General features: G+C 39.4%; 15 protein-coding genes. 9 read left to right on the top strand and 6 right to left on the bottom strand.

What is annotated here, in order from left to right:
- Nucleotides 1-21: 21 nt before the first annotated feature.
- The 3 genes from TES1_RS09900 to mfnA are packed head-to-tail and all read left to right on the top strand — an operon-like array spanning nucleotide 22 to nucleotide 2,648.
- A complete protein-coding gene (locus tag TES1_RS09900; RefSeq protein ID WP_042682380.1) occupies nucleotides 22-267 on the top strand; it encodes a TIGR00304 family membrane protein in 246 nt (81 codons plus the stop codon).
- A 1-nt stretch (nucleotide 268) separates the two neighbouring features.
- Entirely contained in the window at nucleotides 269-1,453 is a 1,185-nt protein-coding gene (locus TES1_RS09895; RefSeq protein ID WP_042682378.1) for a cation:proton antiporter, read from the top strand.
- 34 nt (nucleotides 1,454-1,487) lie between these two features.
- On the top strand, nucleotides 1,488-2,648 hold the full coding sequence (mfnA, locus tag TES1_RS09890) for a tyrosine decarboxylase MfnA (RefSeq protein ID WP_042682376.1): 1,161 nt from the start codon (nucleotides 1,488-1,490) through the stop codon (nucleotides 2,646-2,648).
- Here the strand turns inward: mfnA and TES1_RS09885 are convergent, their stop codons facing one another.
- A complete protein-coding gene (locus TES1_RS09885) occupies nucleotides 2,649-3,509 on the bottom strand; it encodes a cation diffusion facilitator family transporter (RefSeq protein ID WP_042682374.1) in 861 nt (286 codons plus the stop codon).
- A 244-nt stretch (nucleotides 3,510-3,753) separates the two neighbouring features.
- Here TES1_RS09885 and TES1_RS09880 point away from each other — a divergent pair, with 244 nt between their 5' ends.
- Nucleotides 3,754-4,989 carry a flippase gene (locus tag TES1_RS09880; RefSeq protein ID WP_042682372.1) on the top strand — a complete coding sequence of 412 codons (1,236 nt, stop codon included), beginning with the start codon at nucleotides 3,754-3,756 and terminating at the stop codon, nucleotides 4,987-4,989.
- On the opposite strand, the gene TES1_RS09875 is transcribed toward TES1_RS09880, so the two are convergent.
- From TES1_RS09875 to TES1_RS09855, 5 genes are read right to left on the bottom strand one after another with little or no spacing between them, the layout of a single operon-like run.
- Entirely contained in the window at nucleotides 4,935-5,795 is an 861-nt protein-coding gene (locus tag TES1_RS09875; protein ID WP_042682370.1) for a class I SAM-dependent methyltransferase, read from the bottom strand. The two genes, TES1_RS09880 and TES1_RS09875, sit on opposite strands and share 55 nt — an antisense overlap.
- Entirely contained in the window at nucleotides 5,779-6,921 is a 1,143-nt protein-coding gene (locus TES1_RS09870; protein ID WP_042682368.1) for a glycosyltransferase, read from the bottom strand. Before TES1_RS09870 ends, TES1_RS09875 begins: the two co-directional genes overlap by 17 nt.
- A 17-nt stretch (nucleotides 6,922-6,938) precedes the next feature.
- Nucleotides 6,939-8,003 (bottom strand): non-hydrolyzing UDP-N-acetylglucosamine 2-epimerase, encoded by a 1,065-nt coding sequence (gene wecB, locus TES1_RS09865; RefSeq protein WP_042682367.1) that lies wholly within the window; start codon nucleotides 8,001-8,003, stop codon nucleotides 6,939-6,941.
- The gene (locus TES1_RS09860; RefSeq protein ID WP_042682366.1) at nucleotides 8,000-9,088 is read right to left on the bottom strand and encodes a glycosyltransferase family 4 protein; all 1,089 of its coding nucleotides are present in this window, start codon (nucleotides 9,086-9,088) and stop codon (nucleotides 8,000-8,002) included. The genes wecB and TES1_RS09860 overlap by 4 nt, the downstream gene beginning before the upstream one ends.
- A 4-nt stretch (nucleotides 9,089-9,092) precedes the next feature.
- Nucleotides 9,093-10,067, bottom strand: a complete 975-nt coding sequence (locus TES1_RS09855; protein WP_042682364.1) for a glycosyltransferase — start codon at nucleotides 10,065-10,067, stop codon at nucleotides 9,093-9,095.
- A gap of 60 nt (nucleotides 10,068-10,127) precedes the next feature.
- Between TES1_RS09855 and TES1_RS09850 the strand changes: the two genes are divergently transcribed.
- The 5 genes from TES1_RS09850 to TES1_RS09830 all read left to right on the top strand — a co-directional run bounded on the left by TES1_RS09850 (nucleotide 10,128) and on the right by TES1_RS09830 (nucleotide 15,471).
- On the top strand, nucleotides 10,128-10,733 hold the full coding sequence (locus TES1_RS09850; RefSeq protein WP_173391301.1) for an acyltransferase: 606 nt from the start codon (nucleotides 10,128-10,130) through the stop codon (nucleotides 10,731-10,733).
- A 10-nt stretch (nucleotides 10,734-10,743) separates the two neighbouring features.
- Nucleotides 10,744-11,847: a DegT/DnrJ/EryC1/StrS family aminotransferase gene (locus tag TES1_RS09845; protein ID WP_042682360.1), complete on the top strand. Its 1,104-nt coding sequence runs from the start codon at nucleotides 10,744-10,746 to the stop codon at nucleotides 11,845-11,847.
- Between the two features lie 22 nt (nucleotides 11,848-11,869).
- Nucleotides 11,870-12,820 carry a UDP-N-acetylglucosamine 3-dehydrogenase gene (locus TES1_RS09840; protein ID WP_042682358.1) on the top strand — a complete coding sequence of 317 codons (951 nt, stop codon included), beginning with the start codon at nucleotides 11,870-11,872 and terminating at the stop codon, nucleotides 12,818-12,820.
- A 1-nt stretch (nucleotide 12,821) separates the two neighbouring features.
- Nucleotides 12,822-14,168 carry a nucleotide sugar dehydrogenase gene (locus TES1_RS09835; RefSeq protein WP_042682357.1) on the top strand — a complete coding sequence of 449 codons (1,347 nt, stop codon included), beginning with the start codon at nucleotides 12,822-12,824 and terminating at the stop codon, nucleotides 14,166-14,168.
- Between the two features lie 169 nt (nucleotides 14,169-14,337).
- On the top strand, nucleotides 14,338-15,471 hold the full coding sequence (locus TES1_RS09830) for a site-2 protease family protein (protein ID WP_042682356.1): 1,134 nt from the start codon (nucleotides 14,338-14,340) through the stop codon (nucleotides 15,469-15,471).

Here is a 15,471-nt window from a genome sequence, read left to right as displayed (position 1 = left end):
AAATACAATTTCATGATGGCTATGAGAGGAGAGCTTCTAATAATAGCTGGAATAGCAATGATTTTCATAGGCTTTCTCCTAGTGTTCATAGGGACATTAATGGCAGCAACAGGCGGAGAGGCTGAAGTTGAAGGTGGAGGAGTCATAATGATAGGACCAATCCCAATAGTCTTTGGAACTCAGAGAGGTGCAACTTTAGCCATGATCCTTGCAATAATTCTAATGCTCCTCTGGATTTTCATGGCTCTGCTGAGTAGGAGGGTCTAAGTTGGAATATATTCTGGATCTATCCATTCTTTTAGTAACAGCAAAAACCTTAGAGTGGCTCTTTGAAAAGAGGGAAATCCATCCAATAATAGCACACATCTTAACAGGAATAATTCTAGGTCCATTTGTTCTCAACATAATTTCTCCGTCTGAGCCTCTCAAGGTTCTTTCAGAGTTTGGACTTTTGATGATGATGTTATACATGGGTTTGACAAGCAGCTTTTCTGCTATAGCTACAAATAAATTAAAAGCCACGGTCGTCGCAATTTTAGGTGTGGCTTTCTCGTTTATCCTGGGCTTTCTAACAGTGATAGCTTTTGGAAAAGGACTAGCAGCTGCTATATTTGTAGGCGTAACCTTGGGAAACACTGCAATTGAAGTTACAAGCGGTGTAATTGTTAGAGAAAGAGTCAAGAGGGAAATATCCTCAATTCTCATGGGAGCCGCTTTTGCCGATGATATCATAGCTGTTTATTTAATTGGTATCATTACAGCACTTGCAAGAGGAGAGTTCAGCTTTGTTCCACTTGCAATTTTGACAGCCAAGATAGCTGCGTTTATAGTTGCTGTATTGTTAATTTCCGAGTTTGTATTCAAGCGCTCCAAGAGATTTTACGGAATACTGCGTAACTTAAATGTTTTCTTCACATTCACACTTGTCTTAACTTTCCTTCTCGCAATCATAGCTGAGGAAGTAGGTCTTCATCAGATAATCGGGGCGTATTTAGCTGGATTAACAATAAGCCGCCTGAGAGAAAGAAAAGATCCACTCGTTATAAGCAGAATAAAGCTCAATGAGCTGATTGAAGACCTACAAGTTGTACTGACAGAATTCTTTATCCCCTTATTTTTCATCTATGTGGGATTGATGTTCAATCCAGCAATGAGCGAAATAAGCGTACTCATGATTGCACTTCTCTACTTGGCAGCAGTTTTTGGAAAGCTTATAGGTTGTTCTTTAGGTATGAAAATCTTTGGATTTGATTGGAAAAAAGCGTTCCTAGTTGGAATCGGTATGGGAGGGAGAGGCAGTTTAGAGTTTGCAATTTTAAAATTCGGACTGGAAAAAGGACTAATTGATCAAAGCCTGTTTGCAAGCATAGTCATTGTTTCAATGCTCACAGCGATAACCACACCCCAGCTCTTCAAACTATATTTAGGAAAAATTAGGAAGGATAAAGCTTAAACGCATAATGAACAACTCTATGCAGGTGAGAGTAATGACAACTTTTCCAGAAAAAGGGATGAGTGAAGAGGAAGTGCTTAACGAACTTGAAAAGCGGCTAAGTGAGGATTTAACTTTTGATTCGGGTAAAATCCTTGGATCAATGTGCACTTATCCACACCCCCTTGCTCAAAAGATAATATCTCTCTATATTGATAGAAATCTTGGAGATCCCGGACTACACGTTGGAAGCAGAAAAATTGAGGAAGAAACTGTGCAGATGCTCGGAAATTTGCTACACTTAAACAAGGCTTACGGCAATATAGTCTCTGGAGGAACAGAGGCAAACATCTTAGCGGTGAGAGCCTTTCGCAACATAGCTGATGTTGAAAATCCAGAGCTGATTCTGCCAGAGAGTGCACATTTCTCATTTCTTAAGGCGAGTGAAATGCTAAAAGTAAAGCTGGTGTGGGCCGAGCTGAATGACGATTACTCTGTTAATGTTAGAGACGTTGAGAACAAAATCACAGATAACACAATAGGAATTGTGGGAATAGCAGGAACAACGGGTCTTGGAGTTGTAGATGACATTCCAGCGCTTTCAGATTTAGCCCAAGATTACGGACTTCCTCTTCACGTTGACGCTGCCTTTGGAGGTTTCGTAATACCCTTTGCAAAAGCTTTAGGTTATGATTTGCCTGATTTTGACTTCAAGCTTAAAGGTGTACAGAGCATAACAATTGACCCCCACAAAATGGGCATGGCACCAATTCCCGCTGGAGGAATAATATTCAGAAAAAAGAAGTTCATTGATGCAATAAGTGTTCCTGCTCCTTATTTAGCGGGAGGGCAAATATTCCAAGCGACAATAACAGGAACAAGACCGGGAGCAAATGCTCTGGCAGTATGGACTCTTTTAAAGCACTTGGGCTTTGAAGGATACAAAAAGATTGTCAAAGAAGCAATGGAGCTCTCAAGATGGTTTGCAGGGCAGATAAAGACTTTAAATGGAGCATATCTTATCAGGGAGCCCATGCTCAACATAGTGTCCTTTGGAACTAAAGAGCTGGAAAAGGTTGAGAAGGAGCTTAAAATGAGAGGCTGGGGAATCAGTGCTCACAGAGGATACATCAGGATTGTTATGATGCCTCATGTCAAAAAAATACACTTAGAGGAGTTTTTAAGAGACTTAAAGGAGATCTTGAAAGTTGTTTGATCATTTAGTAACACCCTTAATATCAACATGTACAAAAGCTCTCTCAACCTCTTCAAGTTCTTCTATGCGCTTCTTCACTTCTTCACTAATATCGTGAGCCTCTTTAAGTGTCAAATTTGGTGGAACTTCTATATGAAGTTCGACGTGAAGCTTGGGACCCAAATAATGGGCCCTTAAATCATGAACCCCCAAAACGTTCTCAACACTCAGAGCTGTTCCCTTAATCTTTTCACAGACCTCAAAGGGTGGTGAGGTTCCGGTAAGATAGTTTACATTTTGAAGAATAATTTCAATGGCAACTTTCCCTATAAACAGCGCCACTATAAACCCAGCGAGAGCATCTCCATACGTAAAACCAAACTCTTGGAGTAAGAGACCAGCTAAAACAGCCAAACTGCTCAAAACATCACTCCTGTGGTGGTACGCATCTGCAATCAGAATCTGATTGTTGAGCTTCTTCCCTATCCAAAGGGTATATTGGGTCATAGCTTCTTTAACGAGGATCGAAATAACTGCAACACCAAGCATTATGGAATTTACTTCAATTGAAATCCCAGCTAATAATCTGGTTATAGAGTCTCTCGCAATTTCATAAGCAACCAAAAATAAAGCCAAACCAATAAAAAAGGCAAAAAGTGGTTCAAAACGTGAATGTCCAAATGGATGAGACTTATCAGGAGGCTTTGATGCTATCTTAATCCCCACAAATCCAATAACACTTGTAATTACATCAGAAAGAGAATGAACGCCATCAGAAATCAGTGCCAAACTTGAATAAGCAAGTCCAACGGCAATTTTAAGCAGTGCCAGAAGAATGTTGCCTATGACACTCACAAATATCGGTTTGTAAACCTCTTGCATAGTTAGAAGAAAGGAGAGAAGTCTTAAAAATTTAACGAAATCAGTCCGTCACTCCCTCATCACATCTCAGGCAAGGCTGAAATCATCATCTTTCAAAGGTGCTTTTAAAGTTGAACTTATAATATTTGTGCTCAGCGATCACCTTACCTTCATCACTTTTCAGATCGCCCATCACTCATCATTGCACAATGAAAATAAGAGGTGAACTTTTTAAGGCCTTTCCTCCTTTTACTCATGAGAGACTATGGCCGGAAGCCTGAAATTGAAACTAATAAAGAATGCAGGATGGCTTTTTAGTGCCGAAGTAATTTCAAAGATATTAGCTTATGGTTTAATCATCCTCTTGGGAAGAACTTTAGGAGAAGAAGGATTGGGACAGTACTCTTTCATATTTTCATTTGTTGCCCTGACTTCAATCTTTTCTGACTTAGGGGTTAGCTTCTATGTCATGAGAGAGATAGCAAGAGACAAGAGCAAAAAAGAATGGCTGTTTCCCTATGCTTTAGGGTTTAAAATCATATTGGCACTGATTAATTTTGGAGTAATTGTGTTTTTAACAATGCAACTTGATAAGCCAAACTGGATGAAATGGCTAATAGTTTTAGTTGCGTTTGAGAACATGTTCTTTAGAACTGTTAACTTATTTACATACATAATGTTTGCTTATGAGGTCACAAAGTACGAAGCTATTGCGAAGACATTGGAGAGAGTTTGGGCGTTTTTTATTGGCGGTGCAGTTTTATACTTAAAGAGAGAGCTTGCACCTTTTGTAGTAACTCTCGTGGTTGGATACTTTGTTAGAGAGTTCCTACGTATCTATTGGGGCTCAAAATTCTTAGAAAAGTTGAGCATGAGAGTTAACATAAAGATCTGGCTTAACATCCTAAAGCATTCATACCCCTTCTGGCTCATTGGAATTTTCACAATGATTTACTACCGAACTGATATAGTCATGCTTGGACTAATGAAGAACGATTATGATGTCGGTATTTATAGGGGTGCCTATACTTTGATTGAAGTGCCGATATTCATTCCGTCCATTGTTGTTTCAACAACTTTGCCTTCAATGGCAAGGCTCTGGAGGGAAGACAGAAAAACCTTAGACATTTTGTTTAAGAAAAGCTTCCAGATGCTCCTAATTTTGGGAATAGCTGGAACCTTGGGATTCTTTTTCTTTTCTGATTTAGCAATAAATATAGTTTTTGGAAGCGGGTTTAGAGAAAGTGTTGGAGTACTGAAAGTTCTTGGCTTTGCTGTGCCGTTTATGTTTCTGAATTCGCTCTTTGGGAGCTTTTTAAATGCTACCGGAAGAGAGCTAACTTTTACAAAAATAACAGCATTCACAGCTTTGATCAATGTTGTGCTAAATTACTTTTTAATCCAGAGTTACAGCTATTATGGAGCAGCAATTGCGACGGTAGTTAGTCAATTTTTTGCATCTTTTCTGGCGATAATCAAGATGAGGGATGAGTTCAAGTAGTTATCACTTAGTCTTGCTTTTTTAGCCTTAAACTGGAGGTATTTTCTATACGAAATCCTTTTTATAATCTCACCATACATCCTAGAAGGAGAGAGAACAGAAACTAGAAGATACCTAACCAGTTTTTTAGCAAAAGATAGCTCATTCCTTCTATCACCAATCCTCGCTACTAAATTTAATCTTTCCAATGCTCGTATAAGGATAGGATTCTGGGTATAAGATCCAAAGACCTTTATGATAGAAAAACCCGCTAACTCTAATTTCCTTATGAACTCCTGTGGATATACTTCGTTTATATGGTCTACAGTGTATGCATCAATATCGTATACACGCTTATTTGGAGTCGAAATAAAGAGAAATCCCCCAGGTTTCAGAAGAAACCTTATATTTTTAAGAAGAATCTCAGCGTTTTTTGGTGGAACATGCTCGTAGACTTCAAAACAAGTTATAACATCAAAAAATCCATATTTTAAATGAAGATATTCTCTAGTGCGTTCATCAATTATATCTCCCAACACACAAGTAGCATTAGATAATCCCGACAGTACTTTATTGGCTATATTAATGTTTCTTTCATCTAAATCCACTCCAACAAACTGACAATTTGGACATAGTTTGTTCATAATATAAATGCCATATCCCCTTGAACAACCTATGTCTAGTACTGTTAAGGAACTTGTATTCTTTTTATATTTGAGAGCCATTTGAATAGCAGATACATAAAAACCAATACTGGGTATTATATGTTCTATATTTGGAATGTCCATATTCTGGATATCCTTAAGTATATCATCCAGCATCGTCATGGGGGGTCCCTCCAAGCAAACGTTTATAAATTTCCAACAGTTTCTTAGACTCTCTTTCCAAATTATATTTACTGCCAATTGAATATGCTCTTCTTCCAAACTTAATTATCAATTTTGGATTCTCAATAAAAGTAATTAGAGCTTTTTTAATTTCCTCAACATTGCAGTTAACAACTAAACCAATCTTATATTCCTCTACAAATTTTCCACTTGCTGTTCCTTTGCACGCTAAAGATGCCCTTCCGGTTGCAATAGCTTCAAACAATTTGTTCGGCATACCTATTTTGTATAACGGATGGCTGGGGTCAAACACATAGTACACAACACTAGCCTCTCTGGTGAGAGGAATAACTCTCGATTTTGGTATAAACCCCAAATATTTCAGACCACAGCTCCTTGAGTTTTCAAAGAGCTTTTTGTACTCCGGAATTTCCGGCCCTGCAATTACTGTGAATACCCTTTTAACCTCACAGGTTGCAGAGACGAGTTCTTCTATACACCTCGCCCTATGGAACCCTCCAATATACACGACCACCAAAGGATTTGTTTTTGGCTTTTTCCATTGAGTTAGGGGCAGCTTGGCATTCATAACAAGCTTCACGCTTTTCACATACCTAATGAAATACCTCTTGTAACCTCTTCCTACAGTTATAAAGGCGTCAACAGCTTGCAGGAGTTTTCTCTCCCTCCATATTGCCTCCCACAACCACTCCGGAAGCTTGTTTGTGAAGACCATGTAATTCCAGACCTCATGTGAATCATAAACGAGCTTAATCTTAAGCTTGCGTTTAAGCCACACGCCAACAGGCAAATCCGGCCAATCGTGAACATGAACGATCCCAAACTTCCAGGTTTTATAGAGTTGCAATGCCCTTCTATAGGCTAGAACTTGCCATATTGGAACTTTTAGTATCTCAAAAGGAATTAACTTGTCTATGATTTGTGGAATTCTTATCCGAATAACTTCAACATTATTAGCAGTTTCATGAGTAGGATACTTCCTTTTCCTGTCCCAAGCTATAACTTTAACTTCATAACTATGTTTAACTAAACTTTCAACCTCGGTAGTCACACGAGGGTCATGAGTATAATGATTGTTAAGGATCATCAAAACTCTAGTGTTCATGTGATTTTACCCCCCAATTAAATCAATATCTTTACTATTTTTTTACTTGCTTTTCCGTTTCCGAATTTGTAAGTGTATGTCTCTCCAGCAGGCTCGAACTGTCTGATTGCTTTGATTATTTTCTCCTTATCAGCTCCAACTAGAATGTTCCATCCATCTTCAACAGTTTCCACCCATTCTGTTTTTTCTCTTAGTGTAATGCATGGAACCTTAAGGAAATAAGCTTCTTTTTGAACGCCACCAGAATCAGTGAGAATTTTTCTGGCGTTTTCCTCTAGGACAAGCATGTCCAAGTAGCCAACGGGATTGATTAGCAGAATATTCTCTGCTTTTTTAACTTTTTCAATCAGATTATAAGCTTTTAAGTATTTTTGGGTCCTTGGATGGGCTGGGAAAACTATTAACTCATTGCTCTCGATGAAGGCTTCAATAATGTTTTCCAAGTTTTTCCTGTTGTCAGTATTTTCAGCCCTGTGAACTGTTGCTAGTAAGTATTTTTTGGACTTTAATCCTAGCTCTTCAAGTATCCTAGACTTCTTTTGAGCTATTTTTATATTGCTTAGCAAGGCATCATACATTACATCCCCTGTTAAGTATACTCCCTTTCTAATTCCTTCATTGTACAGGTTTTCAACTGCTGTCTCTGTTGGTGCAAAGAGGTAATCACTAACGTGGTCAGTCAAAACCCTATTAACTTCCTCAGGCATTCTTTTGTCAAAACTCCTCAAGCCAGCCTCAACATGGGCAACTTTAATGTGAAGCTTTACTGCGGCTAAAGCACCAGCAAGAGTTGAATTAGTATCACCATAAACTAAGACTAGATCCGGCTTCTCCTTTATCAAAACTTCTTCAATCTTCTTAAGCATCTCTCCTGTTTGATAACCATGACTCCCAGAGCCGACGCCAAGATGATAATCGGGTTCCGGAATACTCAACTCCTCAAAGAAAATTCTATCCATCTCATAATCATAATGCTGGCCCGTATGGACTATAATTTCATCAAAATACTTCCTCAACTCCCTCGAGACAGGAGCCATTTTAATGAATTGTGGACGAGCACCAACAACCGTAACAACTTTCATTTTAATCCCTCATATAACTTTACCAGCTTTTCCTCCATATTTCTCCAAGTATACTCCTTTAAAAATCCTTTTCTTCCGTTATGACCCATCTTTTTAATCAACTTCGGATTCTCCATGATGTGACGCACCTTTTCCTTAACATCCTTTTTTTCATATTCCACTGTGACCCCGCATCTATGCCGCTCGACTATTTTGCTCATGACTGAGCCTTTCACGGCAATTATTGGAACCTTTAGACACATTGCCTCAAATAATTTATTCGGTGCTGCAAGGAGGTTGTTGAGTATTTTAGGAGTGTAGATGGCAAATGTCGCATGTGATTTAGATAGCTCTTCAAGTGCCTTTCTGTGCGGTATATAACCCAAAAACAAACAGCTATCATGGCATCGCTTTTTTACTTCATGTTCTAATTTTCCAGAGCCTGCAATTTTAAGTCTTATTCTTAGTTCTTTTGCAATGTCGATCATTTCAAGGATGAACCTTCCAGAAGACAAAACGCCAGCATAGAAAAGTGTGAATCTCTTAGATTTTTGTTTTTCCACTTTAATTGGTTCTATCGTGTTCATTATAACTAAGATCGGCTTAGTCCTTCCTCTTTCCCTCATGAGTCGTATAAATGCATCGTTAACGACGATTACATAATCAGGGAGATCAATAATAATCCTCTCGAGTTTTGATATAACTTTAGCAGCTCTTGAGTTCTCTTTTTCAACTAAGCTCTCATAAAGATCATGTACATCATAGATCCACCTAATATCTTTAAGCCTCCTAATTAAAAGACCTAAAATCGCTGTATCAAAATCATGGGTATGTATGACATCGAAGTCCTCTTTTAGGAGAAGCTTAAGGGATTTCAAGTAAAAAAATGGTAGCTTTAGAAGAAAGTCAAAAAAATTCCCGTATTTAGACTTAACTTTAATTCTAAGAACCCTTATTCCATCAATGCTTTCTTCTTTGGGATACTCTCCTTCCCTGTCCCATGCGATAACCGTAACTTTATGCCCGTGTTTGACAAGGCTCTTTGCCTCTTTATACACGCGTGGATCCGGCTTGAAAGGGTTAGAAACTATCATTACGATCTTCATATACTCACCTGTATGCCCGTTTCCCAACAACCAACCCGACAACGAACCCAATTGAGATTAGATTGTGAAAGATGAACATCATGGGTGGCATAATAACAGCATCCCAATTTCTTGTTTTAACTCCTAATCTCATAGCTTCCCCCAAGAGAGCTAACCAATAAAGCACGAAAATCCAAATTAAGGGACGCAATACAATCATACTTATCTCAAAGCCCAAAAACGCTAGAGGAAACAACCACATTGGTGAGAAATAACCCTTTCTAACTGCCATCGCCTTAACGGCCCCATAGTTAAACGTCTGCTTTAAGAAGCCTTTCCATGTCGAGCGAGCGAAGTAGTAGCTTTTGATTTCTGGATTAAAGAACAGCCTATATCCCCGCTTGTTTATCCTAAGGTTGAACTCAAAATCGTCTCCGATGAACATATCTTCATCAAATCCCCCAATCTCTTCCACTATCTTTTTATCATACAACGCAAACGCAATAGTTTTAGCAAAGTGGGGCCTCTCCTCATACCAAAATGTACTTGCTCCAGAAAGAGGAGAGGAATATATTAATGCCACAAGTTTTGCCAAACGATTCTCAAAGAGCTTTATTATCTTCCCTCCAACTCCAGCCAGCTTAGGTTCACTTTTTTTAACTTCCAGGAATGTTTCAACACTCTTTTTCAAAAAATTCCTCTCAGGGTATGCATGTGCACCAAAGATTATAAAATACTCCCCTTTCGCCTCTCTTATTCCCATGTTAAAAGCAAACACCTGCTTTCGCTTTGGATTAAGTTTGTAGTACACAAGTCCCGGATAACGCTCTTCAAAATTCTTCACTATCTCCGCTGTTCTATCCGTGCTCATCCCATCGTAGACCAGTATTTCATAGTGATCCTTTGGATAGTTCTGATTAACCCACTCCTCTAGACATTTAGCTATGTATCTCTCTTCATTATATGCTGGGATTATTACACTAACAAAGGGATAATTCATATTCTCACCATAGGCAAACCTTATATCTGGAGTACTCCACTAAACTCTTAGGTGTTATCCATGGCTCAAAAATATTTCGTCCATCCGACTGCTGTTGTTGAGGAAGAGGTTGAGATTGGTGAGGGAACGAGGATTTGGCATTTTGCACACGTAAGAAAGGGTGCCAAAATTGGAAAGAACTGCAACATTGGAAAAGACGTTTACATTGACGTAGGAGTAGAAATCGGAAACAACGTAAAAATCCAAAATGGAGTAAGCGTTTATCGTGGAGTAAAAGTCGAGGATGACGTTTTCCTCGGCCCACACATGACTTTTACAAACGACCTTTACCCGAGAGCCTTTAACGAGGACTGGGAGCTTGTGCCAACTTTGGTTAAGAAAGGAGCAAGCATCGGAGCCCACGCCACAATAGTTTGTGGCGTAACAATTGGCGAGTATGCAATGATCGGCGCTGGAGCCGTTGTCACAAAAGACGTGCCACCATTTGGCCTAGTTTATGGAAATCCCGCCCGCTTAAAGGGTTTTGTATGCTATTGTGGTAGAAAATTAAAAGAAAAAATTGGCGAGAATGAAAACCACATAATCTTCAAATGCTCCCACTGTGGGAGAGAAGTTAAAATAAGAAAAGAAGATTACGAAAGATATCTAAAGGAAGAAGACTTGTGAGGCGGTTAAAATGAGACAAATTCCAATTGCCAAGCCTTTAATCGGAGACGAGGAGATAAACGCTGTTATTGAAGTTTTAAAAAGCGGAATGCTTGCAAGCGGAAAAGAAGTTGAAGCTTTTGAGAGAGAATTTGCCGAGTATTTAGGTGCAAAATACGGAATTGCAACTTGCAACGGAACAACTGCTCTAGATGTTGCACTTAAAGCTTTGAAAATTAAGGAGGGAGATGAAGTAATTACAACCCCCTTCACTTTCATTGCCTCTGCTAACTCAATACTCTTCCAAGGAGCAAAGCCCGTTTTTGCTGACATTGATCCAAAAACATTCAACCTTGATCCTGATGACGTTCTGGAGAAAATTAACAATAAAACGAGGGCAATTCTTGTGGTTCACCTTTATGGGCAGCCTGCCGACATGAAGGCTTTCAAAGAGATTGCCGAAGATTACAAGCTTTACCTTATTGAGGATTGTGCACAAGCTCATGGTGCTGAGTTTGAAGGCCAAAAAGTTGGCACTTTTGGAGACATTGCAGCCTTCAGCTTTTACCCAACCAAAAACATGACCACTGGAGAAGGAGGAATAGTGGTTACAAACAACGAAGAATTAGCTAGGAGAGCCGAGCTTTTGATAAATCACGGGCAAACTAAGAAGTATTTGCATGAAGAACTCGGCTACAATTTGAGAATGACTAACATTGCCGCAGCAATCGGCAGAATCCAGCTTAAAAAGCTTGACGAATGGAATGCTAAGAGAATCGAAAATGCCAAGCTTTTAACTGAAGGGATAGGCAAGATTAAAGGCCTAACACCACCTTATGTCGATCCTAGAGTCAAACACGTCTTCCACCAGTATGTCATCAGAGTCGAAGATGGCTTTCCACTAAATAGAGACGAATTAGCTCAAAAACTCAGAGGAAGAGGAATCGGGACAGGGATTCACTATCCAATGCCTGTTCATTGGCAGCCTTTGTATCAAAAGCTTGGTTATTCAAAAGAATGCTGTCCAAATGCTGTTGAGGCATCAAAAAAAGTCTTGAGCCTTCCAGTCCATCCAGCAGTAAGTAAAGAAGATATAGCTTACATAATCCAAACACTCAAAGATCTTTCCTCTTAATCTCGCTTTTAAGGTGATCAAAATGCTTCGCGTTGGCGTTGTTGGCGTCGGAAACATGGGATTCCATCATGCGAGAGTTTATTCAGAATTAGCAAAAGAAGGAAAAGTCGAACTCGTTGGAGTTGCTGATGCAGATTTTGAGCGTGCAAAAGAAGTTGCTAAGAAATTCAACACTAAGCCCTTTGCTGATTATAGGGAGCTTGCTAAGGAGGAGTTGGATGCCGTTAGCATTGCAGTTCCTACTTCTCTTCACAAGCAAGTTGCTTTGGAGTTCATTGAAAAAGGTATTCATGTTTTGATTGAAAAACCTATAGCAGAGAGCATTGAGAGCGCTCAAGAAATCATTAAAGCAGCAAAAGCAAATAACGTCATTCTAATGGTTGGACACATTGAGAGGTTTAATCCGGCGGTACTTAAGCTGAAAGAGAGCATACGAGAGGGGCTTTTAGGGGAGGTAGTATCAATCAGTGCTAAAAGAGTGGGACCAATGGCTGTTAGAATTAGGGATGTTGGGATTATTATTGATTTAGGTGTCCATGACATCGATGTTATTAGTTTCCTATTTGATGACAAAGTGAAAAAAGTGTATGCTCGGGCTGGAAATGTAAAACATCCTGCCGGCGTTGAAGATCATGCATTAATAATGCTTGGTTTTTCTAATGGTAAAAGCGGGATTGTGGAAACTAATTGGCTAACGCCTCATAAGACAAGAACCCTGACAGCTGTCGGGACTAACGGCATAGCGTACTTAGATTACATCCAACAAAAGCTTACAATCTACAATGATGAATGGGAAAAAGATGCTAAGATAAACAAGAGAGAACCTTTAAGGAATGAACTTGTGCACTTTATAGAATGCGTCAAGGAAGGTAAAAGACCTCTAATCTCTGGTGAGGATGGCTTGCATGCTCTTAAGGTTGCTTTGAAAGCTTTAGAAAGTGCAAAAAGAGATGAAGTATTGGAGGTTGATTGAGATGAAGCTTCTTGGTTTGAAGAGGGATGAGGTTAAGCAAGTTTTCAAAGAGGGCAAAGTTACGATTGCTGTTTATGGTCTCGGGAAGATGGGTCTTCCCCTAGCAGCTGTTTTTGCTGATCATGGTGCCGATGTAATCGGCGTTGATATTAACGAGAAAATCGTTGAAATGGTAAATATGGGAGAGAATCACGTTAAAGAAGAGCCGGGTTTATCCGAATTAGTCAAGAAGAACGTTGAGGCGGGGCGGTTAAGAGCTACAACTGATGGGGCTTGGGCGGCAAAACAGGCTGATGTTATGATTATTATTGTCCCCACCCTTGCAGATGAGAAAGGCAATCTAAAGCTTGATCCAGTCTATGATGTCGCCGAGAAGATTTCTCAGGGTTTGGAAAAGGGAGATATTGTAATTACGGAGGCAACAATGCCTCCCGGAACTACAGAAAGCCTAATTCCAATTCTTGAGAAATCTGGTTTAAAGCTTGGTGAGTTTGGCCTTGCTCACGCTCCCGAGCGAACAATGACCGGAACTGCAATTAGAGATATTACTGGCCAGTATCCTAAAATAGTCGGGGCAAGTGACGAGAAAACCCTCGAAGCAGTTATCGGAATATACGAGACAATAAACAAAAAGGGAGTCATTCCAGTTAGTTCCATAAAAGCGGCCGAGGCCGTTAAAGTCTTTGAGGGCATTTACAGAGACGTTAACATTGCCCTGGCTAATGAATTAGCATTATGGTGCGAAGAGCATGGCTTGGACGCCCTTGAAGTGTTTAGGGCGGCAAATACTCAGCCCTACTGTCACCTCCACATGCCTGGGGCTGGAGTTGGCGGGCACTGCATTCCAATCTACCCATGGTTCGTTATCAACTTAGCCAAAAAGACGAACCCACACTTGATTAAGACGGCTAGAGAGATTAACGACTCGATGCCCCATCATATAGTTGAGCTTACTATAAAGGCTCTCAATGAGGTTGGAAAATCATTGAAGGGGAGCAATGTCTTAGTTTTGGGACTAACATTCAGAGGTGGAGTTAGGGAATTCATGAAGAGTCCAGCAATTCCAATAATCAAAGAGCTCAAAGAATGGGGAGCTAAAGTTTACGCTTATGATCCATTGTGTACTCCAGAGGACGCAAAACGCTTCGGAGCAGAATGGAAAAAAGACTTCAAAAACATAGACGCAATAATCATAGTAACCGACCACAAAGAATTCAAAAACCTAGATTTAGACAAAATAGCAAAAGATATGAACAACAAGATAATAATAGATGGGAGGAATATTTTAGATGCAAAAAAAGTCGAAAAAAATGGATTCATTTATTACCGTGTTGGACGAGTAATATAGATTATCTTTGTACCTATTTTTCTTACATAACCTTTAACCTTAAAGAGATATTGGGAATAAGTAACATCAAAAGCACAAAAGAGGAAAATTATCAGAAATTAGCAAAATTCTTAATTAAAATTAAACTTTATAAAGGAGACAAAATAGTGTTGTTAAAGAGGTGTTAAAAATGAATCTTTGGACACTCATAATTATTCTCATTGCGTTCTGGGGAATTCTCTACATTCTCTTTGGAAGAAAAGAAGAAGAGGAAAATGAGGAAGGTCTAGCAGTTGATATGTTCATAATAATGTGGCGTACAAAAAAACTTCTTGGATTTATAGATAAAATTGCTCAAAAGTATAAGCGTTTCTGGAAAGTCTATGGGACAGTTGGAATTATTGTAGGGTTTGGGGGGATGGTGTTTGTCTTCTACATGTTGATAAGATCTGCCCTTATCGCAATAAGGGCCAAAGCTCAAGTTGCTGGAGTTCAGCTCGTAATTCCCGGCGTTACAATACCTCTGTGGTATGGTTTGATTGGTTTAATCGTTGTAATGGTTGTCCATGAATTGAGCCATGGAGTTGTTGCGAGAGCTGAGGATTTGCCTTTAAAATCTGTTGGACTTGTGCTGTTCTTTGTGATTCCTGGGGCTTTTGTTGAACCAGATGAAGATGAGCTGAAAAAAGTTCCGCTCATTAAAAGGCTCAGAGTCTATGGTGCTGGTTCAATGGCCAACATTGTTACAGCTTTACTCGCTCTCATGCTCCTTAACTATGCCTTAGCTCCTGTCCTTCAGCATGCTGGTGTTGAAATAGTTCAATTTGATCCTAAGGGTCCAGCTATAAACTATCTCCACGAGGGAGATATAATAATTGGAATAAATGGAGAGCATATAAAGACTGTTGAAGACTTCTTAAACTTCATGAACACAACAAAGCCTGGACAACTCATAACTCTGGAAGTTCTACGAAATGGTGAAAAGATCAGTGTTAAAATACCTCTCGGAGAAAACCCAAACAACCCAGGAAAGGGGTATTTAGGAGTCTATCCCTCCCAGCATGTAGTATCAACAATAGGACATGAAGAAATCGTCCTACCATTAGCCTTTGCTCTGTATTGGATTTACATCTTAAACCTCGGAATTGGTCTAATGAACCTTTTTCCACTAATACCTCTTGATGGTGGCAGGATACTTGATGAAACCCTTAAGGAATTCCTCCCAGAAAAAATTGCAAAGCCAATAAGCTTTGCCTTCCTTGGTATTGGTATTATACTACTTGCAATAAATCTAATTCCAGCTATAAGGAATCTGATAGGGTGA

Source organism: Thermococcus paralvinellae, from assembly GCF_000517445.1.
Classification (GTDB): Archaea; Methanobacteriota_B; Thermococci; order Thermococcales; family Thermococcaceae; genus Thermococcus_B; species Thermococcus_B paralvinellae.
The sequence above is the reverse complement of the archived record's forward strand: the minus strand, read 5'-3'. Positions and strand labels throughout refer to the sequence as shown.

What these genes read in the sequence shown, in the direction of transcription:
- TES1_RS09900 (WP_042682380.1), top strand. Translation starts at nt 22, where the DNA reads ATGAGAGGAGAGCTTCTAATAATAGCTGGAATAGCAATGATTTTCATA.
- mfnA (WP_042682376.1), top strand. Translation starts at nt 1,488, where the DNA reads ATGACAACTTTTCCAGAAAAAGGGATGAGTGAAGAGGAAGTGCTTAAC.
- TES1_RS09885 (WP_042682374.1), bottom strand. Translation starts at nt 3,509, where the DNA reads ATGCAAGAGGTTTACAAACCGATATTTGTGAGTGTCATAGGCAACATT.
- TES1_RS09880 (WP_042682372.1), top strand. Translation starts at nt 3,754, where the DNA reads ATGGCCGGAAGCCTGAAATTGAAACTAATAAAGAATGCAGGATGGCTT.
- TES1_RS09875 (WP_042682370.1), bottom strand. Translation starts at nt 5,795, where the DNA reads ATGACGATGCTGGATGATATACTTAAGGATATCCAGAATATGGACATT.
- TES1_RS09870 (WP_042682368.1), bottom strand. Translation starts at nt 6,921, where the DNA reads ATGAACACTAGAGTTTTGATGATCCTTAACAATCATTATACTCATGAC.
- wecB (WP_042682367.1), bottom strand. Translation starts at nt 8,003, where the DNA reads ATGAAAGTTGTTACGGTTGTTGGTGCTCGTCCACAATTCATTAAAATG.
- TES1_RS09860 (WP_042682366.1), bottom strand. Translation starts at nt 9,088, where the DNA reads ATGAAGATCGTAATGATAGTTTCTAACCCTTTCAAGCCGGATCCACGC.
- TES1_RS09855 (WP_042682364.1), bottom strand. Translation starts at nt 10,067, where the DNA reads ATGAATTATCCCTTTGTTAGTGTAATAATCCCAGCATATAATGAAGAG.
- TES1_RS09850 (WP_173391301.1), top strand. Translation starts at nt 10,128, where the DNA reads ATGGCTCAAAAATATTTCGTCCATCCGACTGCTGTTGTTGAGGAAGAG.
- TES1_RS09845 (WP_042682360.1), top strand. Translation starts at nt 10,744, where the DNA reads ATGAGACAAATTCCAATTGCCAAGCCTTTAATCGGAGACGAGGAGATA.
- TES1_RS09840 (WP_042682358.1), top strand. Translation starts at nt 11,870, where the DNA reads ATGCTTCGCGTTGGCGTTGTTGGCGTCGGAAACATGGGATTCCATCAT.
- TES1_RS09835 (WP_042682357.1), top strand. Translation starts at nt 12,822, where the DNA reads ATGAAGCTTCTTGGTTTGAAGAGGGATGAGGTTAAGCAAGTTTTCAAA.
- TES1_RS09830 (WP_042682356.1), top strand. Translation starts at nt 14,338, where the DNA reads ATGAATCTTTGGACACTCATAATTATTCTCATTGCGTTCTGGGGAATT.